General features: G+C 63.0%; 24 protein-coding genes and 1 pseudogene. 18 read left to right on the forward strand and 7 right to left on the reverse strand.

The window, feature by feature from the left end:
- The first annotated feature begins 166 nt into the window (after positions 1-166).
- Positions 167-1,069: a LysR substrate-binding domain-containing protein gene (locus LPW39_RS12165; protein ID WP_230775087.1), complete on the forward strand. Its 903-nt coding sequence runs from the start codon at positions 167-169 to the stop codon at positions 1,067-1,069.
- Between the two features lie 33 nt (positions 1,070-1,102).
- On the opposite strand, the gene dnaB is transcribed toward LPW39_RS12165, so the two are convergent.
- The 5 genes from dnaB to rpsF form a co-directional block, all read right to left on the reverse strand.
- Positions 1,103-2,515: a replicative DNA helicase gene (gene dnaB, locus LPW39_RS12170; protein WP_133855424.1), complete on the reverse strand. Its 1,413-nt coding sequence runs from the start codon at positions 2,513-2,515 to the stop codon at positions 1,103-1,105.
- Between the two features lie 167 nt (positions 2,516-2,682).
- Complete coding sequence (rplI, locus tag LPW39_RS12175) at positions 2,683-3,135, reverse strand: 50S ribosomal protein L9 (RefSeq protein WP_230775089.1); 453 nt, start codon at positions 3,133-3,135, stop codon at positions 2,683-2,685.
- 11 nt (positions 3,136-3,146) lie between these two features.
- Positions 3,147-3,428, reverse strand: coding sequence for a 30S ribosomal protein S18 (rpsR, locus tag LPW39_RS12180; RefSeq protein WP_021028346.1), 282 nt, complete (start codon positions 3,426-3,428; stop codon positions 3,147-3,149).
- 11 nt (positions 3,429-3,439) lie between these two features.
- The gene (gene priB, locus LPW39_RS12185; protein ID WP_230775098.1) at positions 3,440-3,736 is read right to left on the reverse strand and encodes a primosomal replication protein N; all 297 of its coding nucleotides are present in this window, start codon (positions 3,734-3,736) and stop codon (positions 3,440-3,442) included.
- A gap of 11 nt (positions 3,737-3,747) precedes the next feature.
- A complete protein-coding gene (rpsF, locus tag LPW39_RS12190) occupies positions 3,748-4,122 on the reverse strand; it encodes a 30S ribosomal protein S6 (RefSeq protein ID WP_230775490.1) in 375 nt (124 codons plus the stop codon).
- Positions 4,123-4,376: 254 nt separating this feature from the next.
- Between rpsF and grpE the strand changes: the two genes are divergently transcribed.
- The 4 genes and pseudogenes from grpE to dnaJ all read left to right on the forward strand — a co-directional run bounded on the left by grpE (position 4,377) and on the right by dnaJ (position 8,619).
- Positions 4,377-4,913, forward strand: coding sequence for a nucleotide exchange factor GrpE (grpE, locus tag LPW39_RS12195; RefSeq protein WP_116924775.1), 537 nt, complete (start codon positions 4,377-4,379; stop codon positions 4,911-4,913).
- A gap of 102 nt (positions 4,914-5,015) precedes the next feature.
- Positions 5,016-6,950: pseudogene (gene dnaK, locus LPW39_RS12200) on the forward strand (molecular chaperone DnaK); the annotation flags it as partial.
- A gap of 172 nt (positions 6,951-7,122) precedes the next feature.
- The gene (locus tag LPW39_RS12205; RefSeq protein WP_230775100.1) at positions 7,123-7,464 is read left to right on the forward strand and encodes a DUF7709 family protein; all 342 of its coding nucleotides are present in this window, start codon (positions 7,123-7,125) and stop codon (positions 7,462-7,464) included.
- Between the two features lie 24 nt (positions 7,465-7,488).
- Positions 7,489-8,619 (forward strand): molecular chaperone DnaJ, encoded by a 1,131-nt coding sequence (gene dnaJ / locus LPW39_RS12210; protein WP_230775102.1) that lies wholly within the window; start codon positions 7,489-7,491, stop codon positions 8,617-8,619.
- An 87-nt stretch (positions 8,620-8,706) separates the two neighbouring features.
- Here dnaJ and LPW39_RS12215 read toward each other — a convergent pair whose 3' ends face one another.
- Entirely contained in the window at positions 8,707-9,696 is a 990-nt protein-coding gene (locus LPW39_RS12215) for a DUF4349 domain-containing protein (RefSeq protein ID WP_230775104.1), read from the reverse strand.
- Between the two features lie 243 nt (positions 9,697-9,939).
- On the opposite strand from LPW39_RS12215, the gene LPW39_RS12220 reads away from it, so the two are divergent.
- From LPW39_RS12220 to accD, 12 genes are all read left to right on the forward strand, one after another.
- Positions 9,940-10,938 carry a LysR family transcriptional regulator gene (locus LPW39_RS12220; RefSeq protein WP_133855417.1) on the forward strand — a complete coding sequence of 333 codons (999 nt, stop codon included), beginning with the start codon at positions 9,940-9,942 and terminating at the stop codon, positions 10,936-10,938.
- Positions 10,939-10,989: 51 nt separating this feature from the next.
- The gene (leuC, locus tag LPW39_RS12225; RefSeq protein WP_116924770.1) at positions 10,990-12,414 is read left to right on the forward strand and encodes a 3-isopropylmalate dehydratase large subunit; all 1,425 of its coding nucleotides are present in this window, start codon (positions 10,990-10,992) and stop codon (positions 12,412-12,414) included.
- A gap of 16 nt (positions 12,415-12,430) precedes the next feature.
- The gene (locus LPW39_RS12230; protein WP_133855415.1) at positions 12,431-12,556 is read left to right on the forward strand and encodes an entericidin A/B family lipoprotein; all 126 of its coding nucleotides are present in this window, start codon (positions 12,431-12,433) and stop codon (positions 12,554-12,556) included.
- 61 nt (positions 12,557-12,617) lie between these two features.
- On the forward strand, positions 12,618-13,280 hold the full coding sequence (leuD, locus tag LPW39_RS12235; RefSeq protein ID WP_133855414.1) for a 3-isopropylmalate dehydratase small subunit: 663 nt from the start codon (positions 12,618-12,620) through the stop codon (positions 13,278-13,280).
- A gap of 79 nt (positions 13,281-13,359) precedes the next feature.
- Positions 13,360-14,427, forward strand: coding sequence for a 3-isopropylmalate dehydrogenase (gene leuB / locus LPW39_RS12240; RefSeq protein ID WP_133855413.1), 1,068 nt, complete (start codon positions 13,360-13,362; stop codon positions 14,425-14,427).
- A gap of 491 nt (positions 14,428-14,918) precedes the next feature.
- Positions 14,919-16,031, forward strand: a complete 1,113-nt coding sequence (gene asd, locus LPW39_RS12245; protein ID WP_230775106.1) for an aspartate-semialdehyde dehydrogenase — start codon at positions 14,919-14,921, stop codon at positions 16,029-16,031.
- 334 nt (positions 16,032-16,365) lie between these two features.
- Positions 16,366-19,122, forward strand: coding sequence for a FimV/HubP family polar landmark protein (locus LPW39_RS12250; protein WP_230775108.1), 2,757 nt, complete (start codon positions 16,366-16,368; stop codon positions 19,120-19,122).
- 79 nt (positions 19,123-19,201) lie between these two features.
- Complete coding sequence (gene truA, locus LPW39_RS12255; RefSeq protein WP_230775116.1) at positions 19,202-20,020, forward strand: tRNA pseudouridine(38-40) synthase TruA; 819 nt, start codon at positions 19,202-19,204, stop codon at positions 20,018-20,020.
- Between the two features lie 22 nt (positions 20,021-20,042).
- The gene (locus tag LPW39_RS12260) at positions 20,043-20,765 is read left to right on the forward strand and encodes a phosphoribosylanthranilate isomerase (protein ID WP_230775492.1); all 723 of its coding nucleotides are present in this window, start codon (positions 20,043-20,045) and stop codon (positions 20,763-20,765) included.
- On the forward strand, positions 20,758-22,026 hold the full coding sequence (gene trpB / locus LPW39_RS12265; protein ID WP_230775118.1) for a tryptophan synthase subunit beta: 1,269 nt from the start codon (positions 20,758-20,760) through the stop codon (positions 22,024-22,026). Before LPW39_RS12260 ends, trpB begins: the two co-directional genes overlap by 8 nt.
- Positions 22,023-22,832, forward strand: coding sequence for a tryptophan synthase subunit alpha (gene trpA, locus LPW39_RS12270; RefSeq protein ID WP_230775128.1), 810 nt, complete (start codon positions 22,023-22,025; stop codon positions 22,830-22,832). The genes trpB and trpA overlap by 4 nt, the downstream gene beginning before the upstream one ends.
- A gap of 60 nt (positions 22,833-22,892) precedes the next feature.
- Positions 22,893-23,765, forward strand: a complete 873-nt coding sequence (gene accD / locus LPW39_RS12275) for an acetyl-CoA carboxylase, carboxyltransferase subunit beta (protein WP_133855407.1) — start codon at positions 22,893-22,895, stop codon at positions 23,763-23,765.
- A gap of 102 nt (positions 23,766-23,867) precedes the next feature.
- Here accD and LPW39_RS12280 read toward each other — a convergent pair whose 3' ends face one another.
- Positions 23,868-24,425 carry a YggT family protein gene (locus LPW39_RS12280; RefSeq protein ID WP_230775130.1) on the reverse strand — a complete coding sequence of 186 codons (558 nt, stop codon included), beginning with the start codon at positions 24,423-24,425 and terminating at the stop codon, positions 23,868-23,870.
- A 253-nt stretch (positions 24,426-24,678) separates the two neighbouring features.
- Between LPW39_RS12280 and lysS the strand changes: the two genes are divergently transcribed.
- Positions 24,679-26,220 carry a lysine--tRNA ligase gene (gene lysS, locus LPW39_RS12285; RefSeq protein ID WP_230775132.1) on the forward strand — a complete coding sequence of 514 codons (1,542 nt, stop codon included), beginning with the start codon at positions 24,679-24,681 and terminating at the stop codon, positions 26,218-26,220.
- Positions 26,221-26,323: the final 103 nt, after the last annotated feature.

Raw genomic sequence — 26,323 nt, forward strand, 5'->3', positions numbered from 1 at the left:
TGTACACCCCGCCCGTGACAGGGCTGCACATCGGGGCATGCGGCAGTCGGCAAGCGCAGCGCATGGGGCTAAATCGCCGAACTTAAAAATACTATGTGAACTATCAGGAACAACAAAATGAGAAAATGGTGAGACATAGTGCGTTTTTTGAACAAAGTCTCCATCCATGCGCAACGCGATTCCCAATATCGGCCTGTTGATGGCTTTTGAAGCCTCGGCCCGGCACGGCAATTTCTCCCGCGCTGCCAATGAGTTAGCGTTGACCGCCAGTGCCGTCAGCCGCCATGTGGCGGCGCTGGAGGACCGCCTGGGTGTGCCGCTTTTTGTGCGCCACAAACGCCGCGTGATGCTGACAGATGCGGGTAAACGATATGCGCAGCGCGTGCGTGTGCACCTCAATGGCCTGGAGCGCGACACGCAAGAGATCGCCAACAGCCGCGCACAGGGCTATGCGATCCACCTGGCCGTCGTCTCCAGCTTTGCCACGCAGTGGCTGGTGCCGCGCCTGCCGGCCTTTGCGCAGCAGCACCCGGACATCCACGTCCACCTGTCGGTGCGCTCCGAGCCGTTTGCGTTCGAGGAAAGCGGCTTTGACGGCGCCATCTACTCGGGCGACGGCCTCTGGTCCAAGACCCAGGGCCAGCGCATTGCCCGCGACGGTGCCTGTATCCCCATCTGCAGCCCCGCCTTTGCGGCGCAGCACGCGCTGGCCACGCAGGAGGACTGGCAGCAGCTGGTACACATCGGCCTGGAAAGCCGCCCCGCCGCCTGGCGCGATTGGTACAGCGGCCTGGGCTGGGATTACTCGGTGCAGGCCTCGCGCGGGCCGCGCTATGAGCTGTTTTCCATGGTCATCATGGCGGCCGCTGCCGGCCTGGGCGTGGGCCTGGTGCCTGAGGTGCTGGTGCAAACCGCGCTGGACGCCGGCCAGGTAATTCCTGCCCATACCCAAACCTTGCCGGGCACGCAGAGCTACTGGTTCAGCTACCCCACGTACCGAGAGCCTTCGCCGGCGCTGCAGGCGTTTGAGCAGTGGGTGATCCAGCAAAGCCAGGGACAGCAGGACTGAGCGCTGCGCCAGCCTGCCCGGCCCTGGCTGGCATCAGTAGTCGTCGCCGCCCACGGCCAGGTTTTCAAAGCGGGTCTGGTTCTTCTGGAAGAACAGCTTGACCGTGCCAGTCGGGCCGTTACGCTGCTTGCCGATGATGACCTCGGCCACATTGGGCTCGTTGCTCTCTTTGTTGTAGTAGTCGTCGCGGTAGATGAACATGATGATGTCCGCGTCCTGTTCGATGGCGCCCGATTCCCGCAAGTCGGACATCATCGGGCGCTTGTCGGTACGCTGCTCCACCGAGCGGTTGAGCTGCGACAGCGCAATCACCGGGCATTGCAGCTCCTTGGCCAGCATCTTCAAACCGCGCGAGATCTCACCCAGTTCGGTCGCCCGGTTGTCCGAGCTGGCGGCAGAGCCCGAGCCACTCATCAGCTGGAGGTAGTCGACCACGATCAGACCGAGCTTGCCGCACTGGCGGGCCAGGCGGCGCGAGTTGGCGCGCAGCTCCGATGGCGTCAGGCCCGGGGTCTCATCGATGTGCAGCGAGACGGTGCGCAGCCGCTCGATCGCTTCGGACAGGCGCGGCCATTCCTCATCAGTCAGCTTGCCGGTGCGCAGATTGCCCTGGTTCACCCGGCCAATCGAGCCGACGATACGCACCGCCAATTGGGCGGCGCCCATTTCCATCGAGAAGATGGCCACCGGCAGACCTTCGTTGAGCGCCACATGCTCGGCAATGTTCACCGCAAACGAGGTCTTGCCCATCGAAGGACGGGCGGCCAGCACCACCAGGTCCCCGGCCTGCAGGCCACTCGTCATGCGGTCGAGGTCGGCAAAGCCGGTGGGCACGCCGGTCACATCGACCGGGTTGTCCGCCATCTCCTGCACCCGGTCGAGCAAATCCACGACCAGGTTGTCCAGCGACTGGAAGCCCTGCTTCATGCGCGAGCCTTCCTCGCCAATCGCAAAGATCTTCTGCTCGGCCTCGTCCAGAATGCGGTCCACCGTCTTACCCTGCTGGTTGAAGGCATTGGTGGCGATCTCGTCGCTGGCAGTAACGAGCTTGCGCAGAATCGAGCGCTCGCGCACGATCTCGCCATAGCGGCGGATATTGGTGGCGCTGGGCACATACTGGGCCAGCTGGTTCAGGTAGGCCAGCCCGCCCACTTCCTCGGCCTTGCCGATGCTTTGCAGGTGCTCATAGACCGTGATCACATCGGCGGGCTTGCCGGCATTGATCATGCTGGCCATGGCCGCGAAGATCAGCTTGTGCTCATGGCGGTAGAAGTTGTCCTCGGCCAGCACATCGCCAACGCGGTCCCAGGCATTGTTGTCCAGCAGCAGGCCACCGAGCACGCTGGACTCCGATTCGATCGAATGCGGCGGTATGCGCAGCTGTGCCACCTGCTTGTCGGGGGTGATGAAGGCAGCGTCATCCAGGGGAGGAAAAGTCTCTGACATGGGGAATCCAAATGAGCAAACGCCGGCTTGGCAGCCAGCAATCCACAAGAATAGCGCAGATGCCGCACAAGGCTGGCGGCGGCGAACAAAACCCGCATCCGGGGAACGCGGTGACCAGAAACGAAAAAGCCGCCCGAAGGCGGCTTCCAACGCAAAGCGTGAGGAATTTACACGTGTTCGCCGTAGACGGACACGTTCACTTCCACCACCACGTCGGTGTGCAGAGCCACTTCCACAGCGGTCTCGCTCACGGTCTTGATAGGACCGTTAGGCAGACGCACTTGCGACTTGACCACTTGGAAACCCATCTTGCCCAGTTCATCAGCGATGTCGTGGTTGGTGACGGAGCCGAACAGACGGCCATCGACACCTGCCTTTTGGGTCAGCTTCACGGTCTGGCCGGCCAGCTTCTCGCCTTGGGCTTGTGCAGCAGCCAGCTTCTCAGCAGCAGCCTTTTCCAGCTCAGCGCGCTTGGCTTCGAACTCAGCCTTGGCGGCTTCGGTAGCACGGCGTGCGCGGCCCGAAGGGATCAGGAAGTTACGTGCGTAGCCGTCCTTGACCTTGACGATTTCACCCAGGTTGCCCAGGTTCACGACCTTGTCGAGCAGAATGATTTGCATGTTCGTGCTCCTTAGATCTTGTGTTGGTCAGAGTAAGGAACCATGGCCAGGAAGCGAGCGCGCTTGATGGCAGTGTTCAACTGACGTTGGTAGATGGCGCGGGTGCCGGTCAGACGTGCGGGAATGATCTTGCCGTTTTCAGCAACGAAGTCACGCAGGGTGTCGACATCCTTGTAGTCGATTTCTTCGACGCCAGCCACGGTGAAGCGGCAGAAACGCTTGCGCTTGAACAGCAGCGACTGGGTGTTGCGCTTTGGGCGCTTGTCTTTGTTGAATTTCTTGAACGTGGCCATTTTCGGACCTCTCAATAAGTATCTTGTTGAATATCCTGGATGTGCAGAACCAGCGATTTGCTGTTGCGCGGTGTGGCCAGAAAACCCTGGAATGTCCAGGTGCTCCCTACAGCCTGCCGAGCGATTCGCTCTGCCAGTGCACCAAAGGCAACCGCCTTGAGCACGGCATTGACTTGTCGGGGTTGGGCTGCTTCGGTCTGGGTGGAGCGGTGCTCCAGCACGACATCTACAGCAGGTAGCCCGGCCGGCGTGTATCGCAAAATCTTGATTTCAGCGATGACGGCAGTGACAAGTACGCGGTTCTCCACCTCCTGTGTGATTAACGCTCTGCAGCGGCGTGCTCAGCCTGGTTGGCCTTGCGCGCTTCTTCGCGTTCCACGGTCTTCATCATGGCGGAAGGAGCGGTTTCAGCCTTCTTCTTCTGCACAGTCAGTTGGCGCAGCACAGCGTCGTTGAACTTGAATGCGTGTTCCAGTTCAGCCATCACAGCCTGGTCGGCTTCGATATTCAGGCACAGATAGTGGGCCTTGGCCAGCTTGTTGATCATGTAGGCCAGTTGACGGCGGCCCCAGTCTTCAACGCGGTGGATCTTACCGCCGCCGGCGGTAATCATGCCTTTGTAACGCTCCAGCATAGCTGGAACTTGTTCGCTCTGATCGGGGTGGATCAGCAGCACGATCTCATAGTGACGCATGCAAACTCCTTGTGGATTGCGCCACCCGCTAATGCCTCTCTTTGCAAAGATTGCACCACGGTGTGGCAAGGGAAACCAGAGATTATACAAACCAATTCGAATGCCGTCAAACATGGTTTATAAACACGGGCCGCTGCTGCCTCGGCGCGCATGGCCAGGAGGTTAAAAAGCCAAATAAGCCCCTTGAAAAGCAAGGAAATGCCCCCAGGTGCGGCCACAAGAGTCCTTTTTGTTAACCCCATACGAACAGCACAATGTCAGACAACCTCCACCCCGAAGGCCAAAACCCCATGTCCGCCGAAGAGCTGGAAGCCGCTGCTGCTGCCAACCAGTCGCAACTGGAAGCAGAGCTGGCGGAGTTGAAGGCCAAGAACGCCGAGCTGGCCGACCAGTACCTGCGTGCCAAGGCAGAAGTTGAAAACGCCCGCCGCCGCGCCGATGATGAAGTGGCCAAGGCCCGCAAGTTCGGCGTCGAAAGCTTTGCCGAAAGCCTGCTGCCGGTGATCGACAGCCTGGACGCCGCATTGGCGATCCAGAATGCCAGCCCCGAGCAACTGCGCGAAGGCTCGGATGCCACCTTGCGCCAGCTCGTCTCCGCACTTGAACGCAACAAGGTGGTTGCCATCAACCCGGCTGCCGGCGACAAGTTCGACCCCCACCACCACCAAGCGATCTCTGCCGTGCCTGCGGCGCAGGACCCCAACACCGTGGTGGCCGTGCTGCAAAAGGGGTATGCCATTGCCGAGCGCGTGCTGCGCCCTGCACTGGTGACCGTTGCCGCACCTCAATAAAACGCACCTCCCGGCTTTTTTGCGTTGCGCACTTGAACAACGGTAAAAAAGCCACAAATAACAGTCAATTAGGGCGCAACGCCGCCTCAAGAATACAGGAGTAGAGAAATGGGAAAGATTATCGGTATTGATTTGGGCACGACCAACAGCTGCGTGGCCGTGATGGAAGGCAACACCACCCGCGTGATCGAAAACAGCGAAGGTGCACGCACCACGCCATCGATCGTTGCATACCAGGAAGACGGCGAAATCCTGGTGGGCGCTTCTGCCAAGCGCCAGGCCGTCACCAACCCCAAGAACACGATTTACGCTGCCAAGCGTCTGATCGGCCGCAAGTTCGACGAGAAGGAAGTGCAAAAGGACATCGACCTGATGCCGTTCCAGATCGTCAAGGCCGACAATGGCGACGCCTGGGTGCAAGTGCGTGACCAGAAGCTGGCCCCGCCACAGATCTCCGCAGAAGTGCTGCGCAAGATGAAGAAGACCGCTGAGGACTTCCTGGGCGAGCCCGTCACCGAAGCCGTGATCACCGTGCCTGCGTACTTCAATGACGCACAGCGCCAGGCCACCAAGGACGCCGGCCGCATCGCCGGTCTGGAAGTCAAGCGCATCATCAACGAACCTACCGCTGCAGCCCTGGCCTTCGGCCTGGACAAGGGCGGCAAGGGTGACCGCAAGATCGCCGTGTATGACCTGGGCGGTGGTACCTTTGACGTGTCCATCATCGAAATTGCCGATGTGGATGGCGAAAAGCAGTTCGAAGTGCTGTCGACCAATGGCGACACCTTCCTGGGCGGTGAAGACTTTGACCAACGCGTGATCGAATACATCATCACCGAGTTCAAGAAAGAGCAAGGCGTGGACCTGTCCAAGGACGTGCTGGCTCTGCAACGCCTGAAGGAAGCGGCTGAAAAGGCCAAGATCGAGCTGTCCAGCTCGGCTGCCACCGACATCAACCTGCCCTACATCACCGCTGACGCTTCGGGTCCCAAGCACCTGAACATCAAGCTCACCCGCGCCAAGCTCGAAAGCCTGGTGGACGAGCTGATCGAGCGCACCATCGCCCCTTGCCGCACCGCGATCAAGGACGCTGGCATCGCCGTGTCCGACATCGACGATGTGATCCTGGTCGGCGGCATGAGCCGTATGCCCAAGGTGCAGGAGAAGGTCAAGGAATTCTTCGGCAAGGATCCCCGCAAGGATGTGAACCCTGACGAAGCCGTGGCCGTGGGCGCTGCCGTGCAAGGCCAGGTGCTGGGCGGTGACCGCTCCGACGTGCTGCTGCTGGACGTGACGCCTCTTTCCCTGGGTATCGAAACCCTGGGCGGCGTGATGACCAAGATGATCACGAAGAACACCACGATCCCGACCAAGTTCGCGCAGACCTACTCGACGGCCGAGGACAACCAGCCTGCCGTGACCATCAAGGTGTTCCAGGGCGAGCGTGAAATCGCCAGCGCCAACAAGCTGCTGGGCGAGTTCAACCTGGAAGGCATTCCAGCCGCCCCACGTGGCACGCCCCAGATCGAGGTGGCTTTCGACATCGACGCCAACGGTATCTTGAACGTCTCTGCCAAGGACAAGGGCACCGGCAAGGAAAACAAGATCACCATCAAGGCCAGTTCCGGTCTGTCCGAGGACGAGATCCAGAAGATGGTCAAGGACGCCGAGCTGAACGCCGCCGACGACAAGAAGAAGCTGGAGCTGGTGCAGGCCCGCAACCAAGGCGAAGCCGCTGTCCACAGCGTCAAGAAGAGCCTGGGCGAGCATGGCGACAAGCTCGATGCCGCAGAGAAGTCGGCCATCGACACGGCGGTCCAGGAGCTGGAAGAAGCCCTGAAGACCGAAGACAAGGACGCCATCGAAGCCAAGACCACGGCCTTGATGACTGCCAGCCAGAAGCTGGGCGAGAAGGTGTATGCCGACGCCCAGGCTGCACAGGCAGGAGCCGCCGGTGCAGCAGCAGGCGCGGCCGGCGCTGCGGCAGCCGATGACAATGTCGTCGATGCCGAAGTCAAGGAAGTGAAGAAGGACTAATCCCCTTCCGACGGGCCTGGAGCCGACTGCTGCCAAGCACCCATGCCGGAGTTCGCATCGCCGCACTCCGGCATGGTTTTTCTACAGAATCGCCCTTTCTTCTGTAGTGCAGCACCCAGTGCGACTCAGCGCAGGCTCCGCCCGCATTCCAGCCAGCATCCAAAGGTACACGATGACATCTACCACAGCACCTGCGACCGACGCACTGCATGTTGCAGAGCTCAGCCGTGTCAACCAGAAGATCACCGACGGCGTGGCAGACCTGCCTGCCGTTACGCTCAAAGACGGCAGCCGGGTGCAGACCGGCACCGTGGCCACCATGCTCTACAACATCGCTCTCTACAATGCCGGCGAGCGCGGTGCCGTTGAAGAAGAGCTGAAGATGGCAATCCCCACGCTCTTCAAGGTGGGCTTGTTTGAGCTATTTCCACCGCAGCAATGGATTGACGGCGACAATCCTGGCCGCAGCTTTGTGGGCACCCATGCCCGGGCGTACCTGAACGCCGCTGGTTAACTACCCACAGAATTCAAGAACACCATGTCCAAACGCGATTACTACGAAGTCCTCGGCGTGAGCAAATCCGCCACGGAAGTCGACATCAAGACGGCCTACCGCAAGCTGGCCATGAAGTACCACCCCGACCGCAACCAGGGCGACAAGGCCAAGGAAGCGGAGGAGAAATTCAAGGAGTGCAAAGAAGCCTACGAAATGCTCTCCGACGGCCAAAAGCGCAGTGCTTACGACCAGTACGGGCACGCCGGGGTCGATCCCAACATGCGCTCAGGCATGGGCGGCGAGGGCTTTGGTGGTTTTGCCGAATCGTTTGGCGACATCTTTGGCGAGATGTTTGGTGGTGGGCGTCGTGGCGGCGGTGGCCCCCAGGTCTACCGGGGCAACGACCTGTCCTACGCGATGGACATCAGCCTCGAAGAGGCGGCTGCGGGCAAGAACGCCCAGATCAAGATTCCTTCGTGGGACGAGTGCGACACCTGCCACGGCAGCGGCGCCAAGCCCGGCACCCAGGTCAAGACCTGCAGCACCTGCCACGGCAGCGGCCAGGTGCAGATGCGCCAAGGATTTTTCGCGGTGCAGCAAACCTGCCCGCACTGCCGCGGCACCGGCAAAATCATCCCTGAGCCTTGCACCAGCTGCCACGGCCAGGGCCGCACCAAGTCGCAAAAGACCTTGGAAGTGAGCATCCCCGCCGGTATCGACGACGGCATGCGCATCCGCTCTACCGGCGACGGCGAACCCGGCCAGAATGGCGGCCCGCCCGGCGATCTGTATATCGAGATCCGCGTGCGCAAGCATGAGGTGTTCGAGCGCGATGGCGATGACCTGCACTGCGAAGTGCCTGTCAGCATGGTCACCGCGGCACTGGGCGGCGAAATCGAAGTACCCACCTTGAGCGGCAAGGCGGCAATCGACATCCCCGAGGGCACCCAGACCGGCAAGCAGTTCCGCCTGCGCGGCAAGGGCATCAAGGGCGTGCGCGCCAGCTACCCGGGCGACTTGTATGTGCACATCGTCGTGGAGACGCCCGTCAAGCTCACCGAGCACCAGCGCAAGCTGCTCAAGGAACTCGATGAATCGCTGAAAAAGGGCGGTGCCAAGCACACGCCCAATAACCAGTCCTGGGCCGACCGCCTGAAGAACCTGTTCACCTGATAGAAAGAAACGCCGCATCCAGCCGATGCGGCGCCTCTTCTACAAGCACCAGCCTCGCTGGTGCTTTTTTCATGGCCGCTGCGCGCCTCAGTCCTTGGTGTCTGCCTTTTGCACCACTTGCGCCCGGGCAGCGCTGCGGCGCATCCAGCGCTTGATGGCGAAGCGCAGCGGCAGCAGCACCACCAGGGCCAGCACCAGCAACCAGGGCAGCGCTTGTGCAGCGGTCAGAATCAGCGACTGCACGCTGCGGGTCAGGCCATCCCAGCTGCGCTGCCAGGTTTGCTGCCAGGGGCTGTAGGTGCCACTGACGATGGCGCGCGTGGGCTGGAACCGCATCTGCACAAACTGCTTGGCGGTATCGCGCTGCAGCAGCGCGCGGTGGGTGTTGGCCGCATCGATCTCTGCCTGCACCTGGGAGAGCGTGTCGCGGATGGCCATCAGGTCCTGCAGGCTGCGTTTGACATTCTTCTCCAGCATCAGCGCGCGCAGGCTGTCCCGGTATTCGGTCCGGTTCTTGATTTGCGCCTCCACGTCCACCACCTCATAGGTCTTGTCCTCGGTCGTGGTCTGGTGGTTGAGCACCCGGGCGCCGGCGCCCAGCGACGAGGTCAGCGCAGCAAAATCCCGGGGGCTGACCCGCATCGCCAGCATGGCCTCGGCAGCCGACTGCGGGGTTTCGCGCCGCAGTTGCGAGCCCTCGACATAGCAGTCCAGCCGCTCGCAGCGCGCCTTGACCTCTTCCCACAGCCCCGCCAGATCGGCAGCAGGCGTCTCCACCTGGATGCGGTGGCTGATCGCCAAAAAGCGCGCGCTGGGCGCGGCCGCACCGCCCTGCCCCATGGCCATATCGGCGGCGGGCGCCATCTCCTTGCTCGCCATCTTGGCCATGGAGCGCGCCGCCATCGGCGCTACCGGCGCGGGTGCAGCCGGGGCCGCCAGTTGCACTTCTGCAGGCGGCGCGCTCTGCCCGGCATCTGGCGAGCAGCCGGCCAGCAAGGCGGCCACCGCGATGGCAATGGCCGCCAGGCCACCAGAACGCGCATTGAACAGGCCAGAAGAAGGGGAGCGAGAAAACATCGGTAATTCCGTTTCTAGAGCATCGCTGCTTGCGATGTCTGCTCAATCGCCGTGGGCCTGCCGAATGGGGTCAAGGCTTTACAAAAACGAACACATTCCGCGCCTGCTGGCGACAAATCCCGGTTGGCCGCCTAGCTACGTTTTCATGCAAATGACACATCAGCCATCGTCATTCGCGATACCAGTTGCGCTATTTGCCTATAAAATGGCTGCTGATTTCTAAAAATACGATACCTCCCCGCCATGAAAAGCTCAGAGCGCAGTTTTGCGCGCCGCATCGACCTGACCTCGCTCCAGCTGTTTGTGGCGGTGTGCGAGCTGGGCAGCATTGGCCGCGCGGCAGAGCGGGAGTTCATCGCAGCCTCGGCCGTCAGCAAGCGCTTGTCCGACCTGGAAACGGCCGTCGACACCCAGCTGCTGTACCGCCACAGCCGGGGCGTCACCTTGACCCCAGCGGGCGAGAGCCTGCTGCACCATGCCCGCAATGTGCTGTTCGGGCTGGAACGCATGCAGGGCGAGCTCAGCGAGTACGCCGATGGCGTGCGCGGCCATGTGCGCATCCATGCCAATATTTCGGCGATCGTGCAGTTTCTGCCCGAGGACCTGGGCAGTTTTGCACGCGCGCACAGCCAGATCAAGATCGACCTGCAGGAGCACCTGAGCGCGCAGGTGATCCAGGCGGTGCATGAAGGCACGGCCGACCTGGGCATCTGCAACCCCGATGCCGTCGCCAACACCGCCGAGCTTGATCTGCAGTCGCGCCCCTACCGCAGCGACCACCTGATGCTGGTCGTGCCGCTGGACCATGCGCTGGCCCAGCGCAACACGATCAGCTTTGAAGAAGCACTGGAATGGGACATCGTCGGCCTGCAATCGGGCAGCAGCATCAGCCAGGCGATGCGCACCGCATCGGCCCAGCTGCGCCGGCCACTGCGCCAGCGCATCCAGGTCACCAGCCTCGATGCCATGTGCCGCATGATCGACAACGGCTTGGGCATTGGCCTGCTGCCGGATCGCGCCTTTGCGCTGATGCATGGCGTGGGCAACCTGCGCGGCATCCGCCTGGCCGACGCCTGGGCGCACCGCGAGCTGCGCCTGATGGCCCGCGATTTTGAGGCGCTGCCGGTGACCGCCCGCTTGCTGGTCGAGCACCTGAGCCCCCGGCCCGCCGATGAGGCCCAGGCCGCAGACCAGCAAGACGCCGACCTGGCCGCGCACCTGCAGACCTTTGCCCATCTCTGATATTCCGTATTTCGCCCCCTTGATGAGACCCTTGACCCAAAGAGAACCACGATGACCGGACGCACCCTCTACGACAAGATTTTTGACGAGCACACCATCCACACCGAAGAGGATGGCACCGCCGTGCTGTATATCGACCGCCATCTGGTGCACGAAGTGACCAGCCCCCAGGCCTTTGAAGGTCTGCGCATGGCAGGCCGCAAGCTCTGGCGCGTCAGCTCCGTGGTCGCCACCGCCGACCACAACACCCCCACCACCGGCTGGGAGCGCGGCTATGACGGCATCGAGGACCCGATCAGCAAGGAGCAGATCGTCACCTTGAACGACAACATCGGCGAATTCGGCGCAGCCGCCTTCTTCCCCTTCATGGACAAGGGCCAGGGCATCGTCCACGTGATGGGCCCTGAGCAAGGCGCCACCCTGCCCGGCATGACCGTGGTCTGCGGCGACAGCCACACCAGCACCCATGGCGCCTTTGGCGCACTGGCCCATGGCATCGGCACCTCCGAGGTCGAGCACGTGATGGCCACCCAGACCCTGCTGGCCAAGAAGGCCAAGAACATGCTGATCAAGGTGGACGGCAAGGTCGCCCCGGGCGTGACTGCCAAGGACATCGTGCTGGCCATCATCGGCCGCATCGGCACCGCAGGCGGCACCGGCTACACCATCGAGTTCGCCGGCTCCGCCATCCGTGACCTGTCCATCGAAGGCCGCATGACGGTCTGCAACATGGCGATTGAAGCTGGCGCGCGCGCCGGTCTCGTGGCCGTGGACAGCAAGACCATCGACTACGTCAAGGGCCGCCCGCTGGCACCTACCGGCGTGGAATGGGACCAGGCCGTCAGCTACTGGAAGACCCTGCATTCCGACGTCGATGCCAAGTTCGACACCGTGGTCACCCTGCGCGCCGAAGACATCGTGCCCCAGGTCACCTGGGGCACCAGCCCCGAGATGGTGCTGGGTGTCGATGCGACCGTGCCCGATCCAGACAAGGAAAAGGACCCGAACAAGCGCGGCGCTATCGAGCGTGCACTGACCTATATGAACCTGGAGCCGGGCAAGCCGATCAACGACATCTTCGTCGACAAGGTGTTCATCGGCAGCTGCACCAACAGCCGCATCGAAGACATGCGCGAAGCCGCTGCCGTGGTCAAGAAGCTGGGCCAGAAAGTGGCAAAAAATGTGAAGCTGGCCATGGTGGTGCCCGGCTCGGGCCTGGTCAAGGCCCAGGCCGAAGCCGAAGGCCTGGACCAGATCTTCACCGCCGCCGGTTTTGAGTGGCGCGAGCCCGGTTGCTCGATGTGCCTGGCGATGAATGCCGACCGCCTGGAGCCCGGCGAGCGCTGCGCATCGACCAGCAACCGCAACTTTGAAGGCCGCCAGGGCGCCGGTGGCCGCACCCACCTGGTCAGCCCCGCGATGGCAGCCGCCGCTGCCGTGCACGGCCACTTTGTGGATATCCGCCGTTTTGCATGACCCCAGGAGCTATGCGATGAAAACCCGTTTTGCCTTCATCACCATCGCGCTCGCCGCGCTGCTGTCGGGCTGCAACACCGTCCACGGCATTGGCCAGGATGTGCAGGGAGCGGGCAACGCCATCTCTCGCGCAGCACGCTAAACCATCACACATACCGCTGCCCGCGCTCATCCGATGATGGCGGGTAGCCCAAAGGCTTGAAATGCAGAAATTCACCATCCACACCGGCCTCGTGGCGCCCATGGACCGCGAGAACGTCGACACCGACGCCATCATCCCCAAGCAGTTCCTGAAGTCGATCAAGAAGACCGGCTTTGGCGTCAACGCCTTCGACGAATGGCGCTACCTGGACCAGCCCGGCCAGCCTGGCGTGCCCGAGTCCGCCCGCAAGCCCAACCCGGACTTCGTGCTGAACCAGCAGCGTTTCCAGGGTGCCAGCATCCTGATCGCCCGCAAGAACTTCGGCTGCGGCTCCAGCCGTGAGCACGCCCCGTGGGCGCTGGACCAGTTCGGCTTCCGCGCGATCCTCGCACCCAGCTTTGCAGACATCTTCTTCAACAACTGCTTCAAGAACGGCCTGCTGCCCATCGTGCTGCCCGAGGCCACGATCGACATGCTGTTCAATGAAGTCGCGGTCAACCCCGGCTACAGCCTGACCATCGACCTGGACCAGCAGGTCATCCTGCGTCCCGGCGGCGAAAGCATCCCCTTCGATGTGATCGCCTTCCGCAAGTACTGCCTGCTCAACGGCTTTGACGACATTGGCCTGACCCTGCGCCACAAGGACAAGATCCAGGCCTATGAAGCCAACCGCTTGGCCACCAAGCCCTGGCTGGCACACAGCCTGGTGCAAGCCAAGGCCTGAGCGCCACGAGAGACGGTTCACCGCCATCCCTGCTGCGCCCCACCGGGCGCGGCCCTGCCATCCTGACTGAGAAAAAACCATGAAAATCGCTGTATTGCCCGGAGACGGCATTGGTCCAGAAATCGTTGCAGAAGCCGTGAAGGTGCTCGACGCCCTGAAGCTGGACCTGCACCTGCAAAGCGCACCCGTCGGTGGCGCCGCCTATGAGGCCTCCGGCCACCCGCTGCCACCCGCCACGCTGGAGCTGGCCAAGGCATCGGACGCCATCCTGTTTGGCGCTGTGGGCGACTGGAAATACGACACGCTGGAACGCGCACTGCGCCCCGAACAGGCGATTCTGGGCCTGCGCAAGGCGCTGGGCCTGTTCGCCAACTTCCGCCCCGCGATCTGCTACAAGGAGCTGACCCACGCCTCCAGCCTGAAGCCTGAGCTGGTGTCCGGCCTCGACATCCTGATCATCCGCGAACTGACCGGCGACATCTATTTCGGCCAGCCACGCGGCCGCCGCAGCGCACCGGACGGCCACTTCCCCGGCGCCGAAGAAGCGTTCGACACGATGCGCTACACCCGCCCCGAAATCGAGCGCATCGGCCATGTGGCCTTCCAGGCCGCGCAAAAGCGCAGCAAGCGCGTGACCAGCGTCGACAAGGCCAATGTGCTGGAGACCTTCCAGCTGTGGAAGGACGTGATGACCGAAGTGGGCAAGCAGTACCCCGATGTGCAGCTGGACCACATGTATGTCGACAACGCCGCGATGCAGCTGGTCAAGGAACCCAAGCGTTTCGACGTCGTCGTCACCGGCAATATGTTTGGCGACATCCTGAGCGACGAAGCCTCGATGCTGACCGGCTCGATCGGCATGCTGCCCTCGGCCAGCCTCAACGACAAGAAGCAAGGCCTGTATGAGCCCAGCCACGGCTCGGCACCGGACATCGCCGGCAAGGGCGTCGCCAACCCGCTGGCCACCATCCTGTCGGCCGCGATGATGCTGCGCTTCAGCCTGGGCCAGGAAGCCGCTGCCCAGAAGATTGAAGCGGCTGTGCAAAAGGTGCTGGCCCAGGGCCTGCGCACGCCCGATATCTACAGCGAAGGCACGACCAAGGTCGGCACCCAGCAAATGGGCGATGCCGTGGTGGCCGCGCTGTAAATAGTCCTCTTCACGATGCCTCACCAAGAGCGACCTGCGGGTCGCTTTTTTGCGCCTGCAGAACAATGAAGCGCTGGTACCGCGCAAGCAGCCACCCCGTTTCAACACCAAAACGACGACAGAAGCACAGCGCGCTTTCGACTTTAGTCATTTCGACGAATTAAAAAGACATAAATGGTCGAAAAATACTTTTCAGCGTCATATATGCATGCGCTTCGATGCGCCAGCACTCGAAACTTATAAAATTTCTTGCACAGGTTTTAAAATTTGGCGCTAGAATAGCTCCCTATGTCTGCGCACTGCCCTATTTCTTGGCTGAACACCACCACCCCCATTGAGGCGGGTATGGCTGCGCGCGCATACACATTCACAACCACCACGAAGATTACCGGCTGATTCAGCCTGGTTCGTCGTGCGCCTCCAACTGGCCGACGAGCCAGGCCCTCAGCCCCCGTGGCATTTCCTTTCGTTTAGGTAGACAAGGGCGTTTTATGAGCAAGCAATTGGTAGGTTTGGTGGGCTGGCGCGGCATGGTCGGCTCGGTGTTGATGGACCGCATGCAGGCCGAGGGTGACTTCGCGCTGATCGAGCCGGTGTTTTTCTCGACCTCCAACGCCGGTGGCAAGGCCCCTGCGATGGCCACCGTGCACACCCAGCTCAAGGATGCCAATGACATCGCCGAGCTGTCCAAGTGCGACATCATCATCACCTGCCAAGGCGGCGACTACACCAAGGGAGTCTTCCCCAAGATCCGCGCTGCCGGCTGGAACGGCCACTGGATCGATGCTGCCTCGTCGCTGCGCATGCAAGAAGACGCCGTCATCGTGCTGGACCCTGTCAATGACGCACTGATCCAGCGCAAGCTGGCCGCTGGCGGCAAGAACTGGATCGGCGGCAACTGCACCAACTCCATCTTGCTGATGGGCCTGTCGGGCCTGTTCAACGCCGGTCTGGTCGAATGGGTCTCGTCGATGACCTACCAAGCCGCATCCGGTGGCGGCGCCAACCACATGCGCGAGCTGCTCAAGGGCATGGGCGTGGTGCACGCCGCTGTGGCCGACGAGCTGGCCACGCCCGCTTCGGCCATTCTGGAAATCGACCGCAAGGTCGCCCAGGCCATCCGCAGCGATGTGCCCACCGAGTTCTTCGGCGCCCCCCTGGCCGGCGGCCTGATTCCCTGGATCGACGCCCAGCTGGACAACGGCCAGTCCAAGGAAGAGTGGAAGGGCCAGGCCGAGGTCAACAAGATCCTGGGCACTGATGCCACCATCCCCGTCGATGGCCTGTGCGTGCGCATTGGCGCGATGCGCTGCCACAGCCTGGCGCTGACCCTGAAGCTGAACAAGGACCTGCCGCTGGCCGAGATCGAAGCGCTGATCAAGGGCGGCAACGACTGGGTCAAGTGGGTGCCCAATGAGCGCGCCGTGACCGTCCAGGAACTGACCCCCGCTGCCGTGACCGGTGGCCTGGAAGTGGCCGTGGGCCGTGTGCGCAAGCTGAACATGGGCCCCGAGTACCTGTCGGCCTTCGTGATCGGCGACCAGCTGCTCTGGGGCGCTGCCGAGCCGCTGCGCCGCATGCTGCGCATCCTGCTCGCCGCTTGATGGCCGGCTGATTTCCCGCCAACCCACACCACACCTTCCGGATCTGCCCGATGCAGCCGGAAGGTGTTTTTTCTGGTGACTGGTCCCAGCGCCGAGGGATCGGGGTGTGCAGGCGCCGCCCTCTGAAAAGTTGCTCCAACACAACATTCATGCAGGCCGGGCCCAGCCCAGGCTGCCTATCAAAAGGCAAGCCCGTTCCTTAACTTGTCACCCCAAGACATTACTGTTAAGGTTCTTTTTACTGATAATTACCGATTTCGCGTCTTAGGGGGAGGGCTTTCTCATGGGTACAAAAACAACCCCGCACGCTTCTACTATTCAATCAAATAGCACTATGCATCGCTGGAAAATCACTGCGCTTGCCGCCGCCATGGCAGCCTTTGGCCTGTACACAGGGGAAGCATCAGCGCTCGCGCTGGGCAAGATCAATGTGAAATCCGCGCTGGGCGAGCCCCTGCGCGCGGAAATCGAAGTTCCGCAAATCACCGACGCCGAGGCCGACACCTTGCAGGTCAAGACGGCCTCGTCGGCCGTGTTCCGCACGCAGGGCATGGACTACTCTGGCACCGCCAGCGCCGTGCGCGCCCAGCTGCAGCGCCGCGCCAATGGCACGGCCGTGATTGTGTTGACCACGCAGCGCCCCGTCAACGATCCCTTTGTCGACTATGTGATCGACGCCAACTGGAACTCCGGCCAGGTGGTGCGCAGCTACACCATGCTGTTTGATCCGCCCAATCTGCGCAGGCCAGAACCTGCGGTCACCGTGGCACCGCAGCTCAGCGCTGCGGCTGCACCGGCAGCGCGCCCACCAGCACCACCTGTGCGGGTGATCGAGGAGCCGCTGGCATCGGCCACGCCGGCACCAGCCCCTGCCACCCGCCCTGCGGCGGCCGCAACACGCCCTGCACCGGCAGCGCGAGCCAATATTCCAGCCACCGCCAGCAACAACGCCGGCGGCGACACCGTGCGTACCCAGCGTGGAGACACCTTGGGCCGCATCGCGGCGCAAAACAAGCCTGCCGATATATCGCTGGACCAGATGCTGATCGCCGTGGTCCAAAGCAACCCGCACGCCTTTGTGGGTGGCAACGTCAACCGCATGAAGGCGGGCGTGAACCTGACCATGCCGTCGGCCGAGCAAGCCCGCGCGGTATCACCCCGCCAGGCGCGCCAGATGGTGGCCGCACAAAGCCGCGACTTCAACAGCTACCGCAGCCAGCTCGCCGCCAAGGCAGCTCCTGTCCAAGTCGCTACCGACACCCGCGCCGCCAGCGGCAAGGTCGAAGCCTCGGTCGACGACAAAAAGGTCCAGAACGTGGCACCGGACCAGCTCAAGCTGAGCAAGGAAGCCGCCAAGGGTACGAAGTCGGCGGAAGCCAGTGTCGCCAGCGCCCAGCAGGCCAATGCGACCCAGGAACGTACCTCGGAGCTGAACAAGAACATCGAAGAGCTGAACAAGCTCAAGCAAGCCGCAGCAGGCTCGGCCGCCGCCGGTGCATCCGCTGCGGCTCCTTCGGCTTCTGCAGACGGCAAGCCCGCTGGTACCGCAACCGTGCCAGCCACCGGCAACACGCCTGCGGCCGCAACCCCAGCGGCTCCGGCACCTGCTGCCACCGCGTCTGCACCAGCAACGCCCGCCACGCCAGCGGCAACGGCGCCCGCCCCTGCGACTGCACCTGCTGCTGGCACCGCTGACGCTGCTGCGCCTGCAGCAGCTCCGGCCCCCGCACCCAAGCCTAAGCCCGCTCCAGCACCTGCTCCTGTCCAGGAGCCCAGCTTTGTCGACGAGCTGCTGGACAACCCACTACTGCCCGTGGCGGGCGGCCTGGCCATCCTCGCGCTGCTGGGTGGACTCTGGTACCGCAACAAAAAGCGCAAGCAAGGGGTGGATGCCGCAACCGACTCGGTGCTCGAGAGCAGCCTGGCCCAGGACTCGTTCTTTGGCGCCAGTGGAGGCCAGCACATCGACACCTCGGTGAGCGCAATGACCACCGGCAACTCCTCGCTGGCCTACACCCCCAGCCAGCTCGATGCCGGCGATGTGGACCCTGTGGCCGAAGCTGATGTCTACCTGGCCTATGGCCGTGACTTGCAAGCCGAGGAAATCCTCAAGGAAGCGCTGCGCACCACCCCCACCCGCAGCGCACTGCATGCCAAGCTGGCAGAGATCTACGCCAAGCGCAAGGACCGCCTGGCGCTGGAGAGCATCGCCAAGGATGCCCGCCAGCTGACTGGTGGCGCTGGCCCGGACTGGCTGCGCATCGCCGCGCTGGGCCAGGAACTGGACTCCAGCAACCCCATCTACCAGAACAACACCGCTGCGGTGCCTTCTGCTACCGATATCGCTACGCCCGCCGCGCTGGCCGCTGCCGCCGCAGCTGCACGCGCCGAACCTATCCCGTTCGAGAACACGCTGCCCCCTACGACGATCGCTGCTGCCAGCCCTGCCAGCGCGTTCAGCCCCTCCACGGGTCTGGATTTCGCAATGAGCAGCCAGCTGACCGAAACCCCGGATGCAGCCTCGCAGTTCCAGGCATCGGCAGCACCCGCCGCCCCTGTGGCCGCGCCGCCCGCACCTGCTGCTGATGCGGGCCTGGCCTTTGAAGCGCTGGCACCTGCCGCTGGCAAGCCTGCGCTGTCGATGGAAGACTTTGACCGCCAGCTGGCCGAAGCGCTGAGCATTCCGTCGGAGCTGTCGCCCAGCGCAAGCCACAGCGCTGCCCAGAGCCTGGAGACCCAGCCCGGCGCACTGGACTTCCAGCTGAGCGACTTTGACAGCCAGAGCACCGCGCAGATGCCCATCGGCGACAAGAACGTGCCGACCATGGACTTCGACATGACCTCGCTGTCACTGGATCTGCCGGGCTCCGGCGAGCCAGACCACACGCATCCGGTCACCCTGGCCGATGACATGGCCGGTCTGGAGATCGATGACAGTGATCCGCTGGCCACCAAGCTGACCCTGGCCCAGGAATTCCTGGCCATTGGCGACAAGGAAGGTGCCCGCTCGCTGGCCGAAGAGGTCATGGCCGAGTCCTCCAGCGCCACGGTCAAGGCCCAGGCCCAGCGCTTGCTGGACCAAAGCCGCTGATCAACAGCGCTTCGCCCACCAGCCCCGCTCTGCGGGGCTTTTTTACGGCCCGGTCAGCCAGCCCCTTTATGATGGCGCCATGCGAATCGCCCTGGGCATCACCTATAACGGACAGGCCTACCAGGGCTGGCAAAGCCAGCCGAGTGGGAACACTGTCCAAGACCATCTTGAAGCGGCGCTGAGCCGCTTTGCCGCCTCCCCCATCTCCACCCTTTGCGCTGGCCGCACCGATGCCGGTGTGCACGGCCTCATGCAGGTGGTGCATTTCGACGCCCCCGTCGAGCGCGCCGAGGCCTCCTGGGTGCGCGGCACCAATACCTTTTTGCCCAAGGACATCGCCGTCCAGTGGGCGCGATCCGTGCCTGAGGCCTTCCACAGCCGCGCCTGCGCCACCTCGCGCCGCTATGGCTATGCCTTGCTGCAGTCGCCGGTGCGCCCCAGCGTCGAGGCCGGCCGGGTCGGCTGGGTGTTCCAGCCGCTCGACCTGCAAGCCATGGAGCGCGCCGTGCAGTACCTGCTGGGCGAGCACGATTTCTCCTCGTTTCGTGCCGCCGGCTGCCAGGCCAAGTCGCCGGTCAAGACCCTGTATGCGATCAATATTGGCCGCAGCACCCAGCGCCCCAGCGCCTCGCGCGATGGCGTGCCTTCGTGCTACTGGCGCTTTGACTTCCAGGGCAGCGCCTTTCTGCACCACATGATCCGCAACATCATGGGCTGCCTGGTCGTGATTGGCCAGGGCACCAAGCCGCCGGAATGGATGCTGGAGGTGCTCGAAGCGCGCAGCCGCGAGACCGCCGCCCCCACCTTCTCGCCCGATGGCCTGTACTTTCTGGGCCCCCAGTACGATGCGCACTGGGGCCTGCCCACCGAGGCCATTTCCTTTGACTGGTTTGCCTGAACAAGGAGCTCCATTGACCACCATGCAAGCAAGCGCGGGCCGCACCCGCATAAAGATCTGTGGCCTGACCCGCGAACAGGATGTGGACGCGGCTGTGGCCGCTGGGGCCGATGCCATTGGCTTTGTGCTCTACCCCGCCAGCCCCCGTGCCGTCACCGTCGAGCGCGCCGCCGAACTGGCGCGCCGCCTGCCGGCCTTTGTGACGCCGGTGCTGCTGTTTGTCAATGAACCGCCTGCCAAGGTCATGGCCGCCTGCGGCAAGGTGCCCGGCGCGATCGCGCAGTTCCATGGTGACGAAACGCCAGAGCAATGCCTGGCATCGACCGGCGGCGGCGAGCGCAGCTTTTTGCGCGCCGCACGCATACCCCTTGGCGACGCTGCGGTGCAGTTCGACCTCGTAGAATATGCGCATCGATATTCACACGCCAAGGCCATCCTGCTCGACGCCCATGTCGAGGGGTTCGGCGGGGGCGGCAAAGCATTCAATTGGTCACTGCTTCCAACAAACGTAGCCTCTCATCTCGTTTTGTCTGGTGGACTCACGCCTGCAAACGTGACCGATGGCATTGTGCAAGTCAGACCGCGCTGCCTCTCGCTCGCGGTGGATGTGAGCTCCGGCGTTGAGATGACCGGTGCCGATGGCAAGGCCATCAAGGGCACCAAGGACGCCGAAAAAATCCAACAGTTTGTCGCTGCCGTGCGTGCCGCTGACACACTACTTGCCAAGAATCCCTTCCATGTTTGAATACCAGCAACCCGATACCGCAGGCCATTTCGGCCCCTATGGCGGCAGCTTTGCCAGCGAAACCCTGACCCACGCCCTGGTCGAGCTGCGCGAGGCCTATGACAAGTACCAGAACGATCCGGAGTTCCTGCGCGAATTCCAGTACGAGCTGGCCCACTATGTCGGCCGCCCCTCGCCCGTCTACCACGCTGCGCGCATGTCGCGCGAGATGGGTGGCGCGCAGATCTACCTCAAGCGCGAGGACCTCAACCACACCGGCGCCCACAAGATCAACAATGTGATCGGCCAGGCGATGCTGGCTAAGCGCATGGGCAAGCCGCGCATCATTGCCGAGACCGGCGCCGGCCAGCACGGTGTGGCCACTGCCACCATCTGCGCCCGCTATGGCCTCGAATGCGTGGTGTACATGGGCAGCGAAGACGTGCGCCGCCAAAGCCCCAACGTCTACCGCATGAAGCTCCTGGGCGCCACCGTGGTGCCGGTCGAGTCGGGCAGCAAGACCCTGAAGGACGCGCTGAACGAAGCCATGCGCGACTGGGTGGCCAATGTGGACAACACCTTCTACATCATCGGCACCGTGGCCGGCCCCCACCCCTACCCGATGATGGTGCGCGATTTCCAGAGCGTGATCGGCAACGAGTGCCTGACCCAGATGCCGGCGCTGTTCAAGGAGCAGAACATGGCTGCTGAGCAGCCCGATGCGGTGATTGCCTGCGTCGGGGGCGGCAGCAATGCCATGGGTATCTTCTACCCCTACATCCCCTATGAGAACACGCGCCTGATCGGCGTGGAAGCGGCCGGCGAAGGCCTGGACAGCGGCAAGCATTCGGCATCGCTGCAGCGCGGCTCTTCCGGTGTGCTGCATGGCAACCGCACCTACATCCTGCAGGACGACAACGGCCAGATCACCGAGACCCATTCCATCAGCGCCGGCCTGGACTACCCCGGCGTGGGCCCCGAGCACGCCTGGTTGCAGGAAATCGGCCGAGCCCAGTATGTCGGCATCACCGACCAGGAGGCGCTCGATGCCTTCCACTACCTCTGCCATACCGAGGGCATCATCCCGGCGCTGGAATCCAGCCACGCCGTGGCCTATGCGATGAAGCTGGCCAAGACCATGCGCCAGGACCAGTCCATCCTCGTGAGCCTGTCGGGCCGGGGCGACAAGGACATCGGCACCGTGGCCGATCTCTCGGGCGTCGACTTTTATGCCCAACCCTCCAGCCGCGGCGTGGCCGTCAAGGGAAGCTACACCAAATGAGCCGTATCGCCGCTACTTTTGACCAGCTGAAGCTGGCCGGCCGCAAGGCCTTGATTCCCTATGTCACCGCCGGTTTTCCGTTTGCCGACATCACACCTGCGCTGATGCACGGCATGGTCGATGCGGGCGCCAATGTGATCGAGCTGGGCGTGCCCTTCTCGGACCCGATGGCCGACGGCATCGTCATCCAGAAGGCCGGAGAAAAGGCGCTGTCGCTGGGCATTGGCATGAAGCAGGTGCTGGCCATGGTGGCCGAGTTCCGTGTGAAGGACAACACCACCCCCGTGGTGCTGATGGGCTACGCCAACCCGGTCGAGCGCTATGACCAGGTGCACGGCAAGGGCGCCTTTGTGCGCGATGCCGCTGCCGCCGGAGTCGATGGCCTGCTGGTGGTAGACTACCCGCCCGAAGAATGCGAAGCCTTTGCGGCCGATCTGCGCGCACACGGCATGGACCTGATCTTCCTGCTGGCCCCCACCTCCACGCAAGAGCGCATGCAGCAAGTCGCACGCGTGGCCAGTGGCTATGTGTACTACGTCTCGCTCAAGGGCGTCACCGGTGCGGGCACGCTCGATACCGGCGCCGTCGAAGCGATGCTGCCGCAAATCCGCCAGCATGTGCACATCCCTGTCGGCGTAGGCTTTGGCATTCGCGATGCGCAGACGGCCCAGGCCATCGGCAAGGTGGCCGATGCCGTGGTGATCGGCACCCGCATCATCCAGCTGATCGAAAACCAGCCGCACGAGAAAGTCGTGGCGCTGGTCTCCGATTTTTTGCGTGGCATCCGCAAGGCGCTTGACGCATAATGCGCCTCCCGGGCTGTGCAGTGCACAGCCCCATGAGTGCGAGAGCAAAGGAAAACAACCATGTCCTGGCTAGAGAAACTGTTACCCGCCAAGATCCAACACACCGACCCGGCCGAGCGTCGCCAGATGCCCGAAGGTCTGTGGATCAAGTGTCCAGCCTGCGAAGCCGTGCTGTACAAGGCCGACCTGGAGCACAACTTCAATGTCTGCCCCAAGTGCAGCCACCACCACCGCATGTCGGCGCGCGCGCGCCTGAACCAGTTCCTCGACGCCGAAGGCCGCTATGAGATTGGGCAGGAAGTGCTGCCCGTCGATGCGCTGAAGTTCAAGGACAGCCGCAAGTACCCCGAACGCCTCAAGGAAGCGCTGGAAAACACCGGTGAGACCGATGCCCTGGTAGTGATGGGCGGCTCGGTCAAGAGCGTCAACCTGGTGGTCGCCTGCTTCGAGTTTGAATTCATGGGCGGCTCGATGGGCTCGGTCGTCGGCGAGCGCTTTGTGCGCGGCGTCGAAACCGCCATTGAGCAAAAGGTGCCGTTTGTGTGCTTCACCGCCACCGGTGGTGCGCGCATGCAGGAAGGCCTGCTCAGCCTGATGCAGATGGCCAAGACCAATGCCGCGCTGACCCGCTTTGCCAAGAAGGGCCTGCCCTACATCAGCGTGCTGACCGATCCGACCATGGGCGGCGTGTCCGCCGGTTTTGCCTTCATGGGCGATATCGTCATGGCCGAACCCAAGGCGCTGATCGGCTTTGCCGGCCCCCGCGTGATCGAGAACACCGTGCGCGTGAAGCTGCCCGAAGGCTTCCAGCGCGCCGAGTTCCTGCAACAAAAGGGCGGCGTGGACATGATCGTCGACCGCCGCGAGCTGCGCGACCGCATCGCCAGCAGCCTGGCCATGCTGCAGCGCCTGCCTGCTGACGCCGTGGCCTGATCGGCCCGATACCCCAGCGGTCAACTCAGGACCGCTACCCCCACAAAAAAACCGCCCTAGGCGGTTTTTTCGCGTCCGGGCTTGCGCCCCACAAGTGTCAGATCACACAGCCAGCAGCAGCCGCGACTGCAGGTGCGCGAGCATGATGGAGATGATCTGCAAGCCCACCAGCAGCACAATGGGGGACAGATCCACGCCACCAATCAGCGGAATGATCTTGCGCAGGGGGCGCAGCAGGGGCGCCGTGAGCTGGTAGAACACGGCATTCATCACTGCATTGCCCGAGGACAGCCAGGACAGCACGACATGCACCAGGGTCACGACGACCATCGTGGAGATGCCGATATTGGCCACCCCAATGGTGGCCACCACCAGCACCGACAGCAGGGATGCCAGGCCGCCCGAGGCCAGCCAGAGCAGCACAAACTGGACCACCTGCACCAGCCAGGCTCCCAGGATGCTGGCCCAGTCGCCGCCGCGCAGGCCCTTGGTGATTCTGCGCAGCGGCAGCACCATCCAGCTGGTCAGCGCCAGCACCAACTGCCCCAGCGGGTTGTTGAAGGAGACGCGCTGGTACTGCATGTACCAGCGCAGCAGGCAGGCGCCGGTCAGCAGACCACCTGCAATATTGAGCAGCAGGGACAGGATTTGAAAAAGCATCGGTGTTTCCAGTCGGGAGCCATCCCGAGAATGCGAATTTGCTATTAAAAATGAAGCTGGCAGGCCAATGACAAAGGGCTTGAAGCTCATATTCTAGAGCCGCGAGCCTGGCCGGCGCCAGCAAATCCCCCGATGCGCCAGGGACGAAAAGCGGTGCAGCAGTCGGACACTACGGCTTTTGCCGGCACAGGGCCCGCTAAAAATCTTAAAATGACAGGTTTTGGCCGTTTACCAGCGCAATGCTGGCCTCTTCATGTCTGAAAACCACACCACTCCCGAGACCGCGCCGGTTGCGCACGACGAAAACCAACTGATTGCCGAGCGCCGCGAAAAACTCAAAGCCCTGCGCGAAGCACAGCGCCAAGGCAAAGGTGTGGCTTTCCCCAATGACTTCAAGCCCGCCGACCGCGCAGCCGACCTGATTGCGGCCCATGCCGAGAAGGACGCCGCCGACCTGGACGCTGCCGCACTGTCGGTCAGCGTCGGCGGCCGCATGATGCTCAAGCGCGTGATGGGCAAGGCCAGTTTTGCCACCGTGCAGGATGCCACCGGCCGCATCCAGCTTTACGTCACCCGCGATGCGGTAGGCGAAGAGCTGTACGCCGATTTCAAGAAATGGGATCTGGGCGACATCATCGGCGCCGAAGGCCAGCTGATGAAGACCAAGACCGGCGAGCTGTCGATCAAGGTGACCAAGATCCGCATGCTCACCAAGAGCCTGCGCCCCATGCCCGACAAGTTCCACGGCATGGCCGATCTGGAGCAGAAGGTGCGCCAGCGCTATGTCGACCTGATGACCGACGAAGACGCGCGCAAGCGGTTTGTGGCCCGCTCCAAGGCGGTGTCCGGCATCCGTGAGTTCATGGTTGAGCACGGCTTCCTCGAAGTCGAGACCCCCATGTTGCACCCGATCCCCGGCGGTGCCAATGCCAAGCCCTTCATCACCCACCACAATGCGCTGGACCAGGAGATGTATCTGCGCATCGCCCCTGAGCTCTACCTCAAGCGCCTGATCGTCGGTGGCTTCGAGCGCGTGTTCGAGATCAACCGCAACTTCCGCAACGAAGGGGTGTCGGTACGCCACAACCCTGAGTTTACGATGATGGAGTTCTACGCGGCCTACTGGAACTACCGCGACCTGATGGACTACACCGAAGCGCTGATCCGCGACGCCGCGATGAAGGCCGTGGGCACCTTGGAGCTGACCTATGGCGGCAAGCCGGTGGATCTGACCAAGCCTTTCGAGCGCCTGACCATCACCGAAGCCATCGTCAAGTACACCGATGCTGGCGAGAACGTGGGCAACCGCGAATGGCTCACCAATGCCCTGAAGAAGCTGGGCATGAAGGAAGAGAAGGACAAGCTGGCGGGCCGCACCCTGGCCAGCCTGCAGGTGCTGTACTTCGAGGAAGTGGTTGAAGACAAGCTCTGGAACCCCACCTTCATCATGGAGCACCCGACCGAGATCAGCCCGCTGGCCCGCGCCAACGATGACCGCCCCGAAGTGACTGAGCGCTTTGAGCTCTACATCACCGGCCGCGAATTCGGCAACGGCTTCTCCGAGCTCAACGACGCCGAAGACCAGGCCGCCCGCTTCAACGCCCAGGTTGCTGCCAAGGATGGCGGCGATGACGAAGCCATGTACTACGACCACGACTTTGTGCGCGCGCTCGAGTACGGCATGCCGCCCACCGGCGGCTGCGGTATCGGTATCGACCGCTTCATGATGCTGCTGACCGACAGCGCCAGCATCCGCGACATCATCCTGTTCCCCGCGCTGCGCCGGGAGCAATAAAGCGCGCGGCAGGCCCTCGGCGTGCACCCAGCGCCCAGCGGCACAGGTTCTGCCCAGAGCCTGTGCCGCTTTTTCATGGCCGGCCGCCGCCGATATACTGGCC

This window comes from Comamonas koreensis (assembly GCF_021026195.1).
GTDB classification, from domain to species: domain Bacteria; phylum Pseudomonadota; class Gammaproteobacteria; order Burkholderiales; family Burkholderiaceae_C; genus Comamonas; species Comamonas koreensis.

What these genes read in the sequence shown, in the direction of transcription:
- LPW39_RS12165 (WP_230775087.1), top strand. Translation starts at nt 167, where the DNA reads ATGCGCAACGCGATTCCCAATATCGGCCTGTTGATGGCTTTTGAAGCC.
- dnaB (WP_133855424.1), bottom strand. Translation starts at nt 2,515, where the DNA reads ATGTCAGAGACTTTTCCTCCCCTGGATGACGCTGCCTTCATCACCCCC.
- rplI (WP_230775089.1), bottom strand. Translation starts at nt 3,135, where the DNA reads ATGCAAATCATTCTGCTCGACAAGGTCGTGAACCTGGGCAACCTGGGT.
- rpsR (WP_021028346.1), bottom strand. Translation starts at nt 3,428, where the DNA reads ATGGCCACGTTCAAGAAATTCAACAAAGACAAGCGCCCAAAGCGCAAC.
- rpsF (WP_230775490.1), bottom strand. Translation starts at nt 4,122, where the DNA reads ATGCGTCACTATGAGATCGTGCTGCTGATCCACCCCGATCAGAGCGAA.
- grpE (WP_116924775.1), top strand. Translation starts at nt 4,377, where the DNA reads ATGTCAGACAACCTCCACCCCGAAGGCCAAAACCCCATGTCCGCCGAA.
- LPW39_RS12205 (WP_230775100.1), top strand. Translation starts at nt 7,123, where the DNA reads ATGACATCTACCACAGCACCTGCGACCGACGCACTGCATGTTGCAGAG.
- dnaJ (WP_230775102.1), top strand. Translation starts at nt 7,489, where the DNA reads ATGTCCAAACGCGATTACTACGAAGTCCTCGGCGTGAGCAAATCCGCC.
- LPW39_RS12215 (WP_230775104.1), bottom strand. Translation starts at nt 9,696, where the DNA reads ATGTTTTCTCGCTCCCCTTCTTCTGGCCTGTTCAATGCGCGTTCTGGT.
- LPW39_RS12220 (WP_133855417.1), top strand. Translation starts at nt 9,940, where the DNA reads ATGAAAAGCTCAGAGCGCAGTTTTGCGCGCCGCATCGACCTGACCTCG.
- leuC (WP_116924770.1), top strand. Translation starts at nt 10,990, where the DNA reads ATGACCGGACGCACCCTCTACGACAAGATTTTTGACGAGCACACCATC.
- LPW39_RS12230 (WP_133855415.1), top strand. Translation starts at nt 12,431, where the DNA reads ATGAAAACCCGTTTTGCCTTCATCACCATCGCGCTCGCCGCGCTGCTG.
- leuD (WP_133855414.1), top strand. Translation starts at nt 12,618, where the DNA reads ATGCAGAAATTCACCATCCACACCGGCCTCGTGGCGCCCATGGACCGC.
- leuB (WP_133855413.1), top strand. Translation starts at nt 13,360, where the DNA reads ATGAAAATCGCTGTATTGCCCGGAGACGGCATTGGTCCAGAAATCGTT.
- asd (WP_230775106.1), top strand. Translation starts at nt 14,919, where the DNA reads ATGAGCAAGCAATTGGTAGGTTTGGTGGGCTGGCGCGGCATGGTCGGC.
- LPW39_RS12250 (WP_230775108.1), top strand. Translation starts at nt 16,366, where the DNA reads ATGCATCGCTGGAAAATCACTGCGCTTGCCGCCGCCATGGCAGCCTTT.
- truA (WP_230775116.1), top strand. Translation starts at nt 19,202, where the DNA reads ATGCGAATCGCCCTGGGCATCACCTATAACGGACAGGCCTACCAGGGC.
- LPW39_RS12260 (WP_230775492.1), top strand. Translation starts at nt 20,043, where the DNA reads ATGCAAGCAAGCGCGGGCCGCACCCGCATAAAGATCTGTGGCCTGACC.
- trpB (WP_230775118.1), top strand. Translation starts at nt 20,758, where the DNA reads ATGTTTGAATACCAGCAACCCGATACCGCAGGCCATTTCGGCCCCTAT.
- trpA (WP_230775128.1), top strand. Translation starts at nt 22,023, where the DNA reads ATGAGCCGTATCGCCGCTACTTTTGACCAGCTGAAGCTGGCCGGCCGC.
- accD (WP_133855407.1), top strand. Translation starts at nt 22,893, where the DNA reads ATGTCCTGGCTAGAGAAACTGTTACCCGCCAAGATCCAACACACCGAC.
- LPW39_RS12280 (WP_230775130.1), bottom strand. Translation starts at nt 24,425, where the DNA reads ATGCTTTTTCAAATCCTGTCCCTGCTGCTCAATATTGCAGGTGGTCTG.
- lysS (WP_230775132.1), top strand. Translation starts at nt 24,679, where the DNA reads ATGTCTGAAAACCACACCACTCCCGAGACCGCGCCGGTTGCGCACGAC.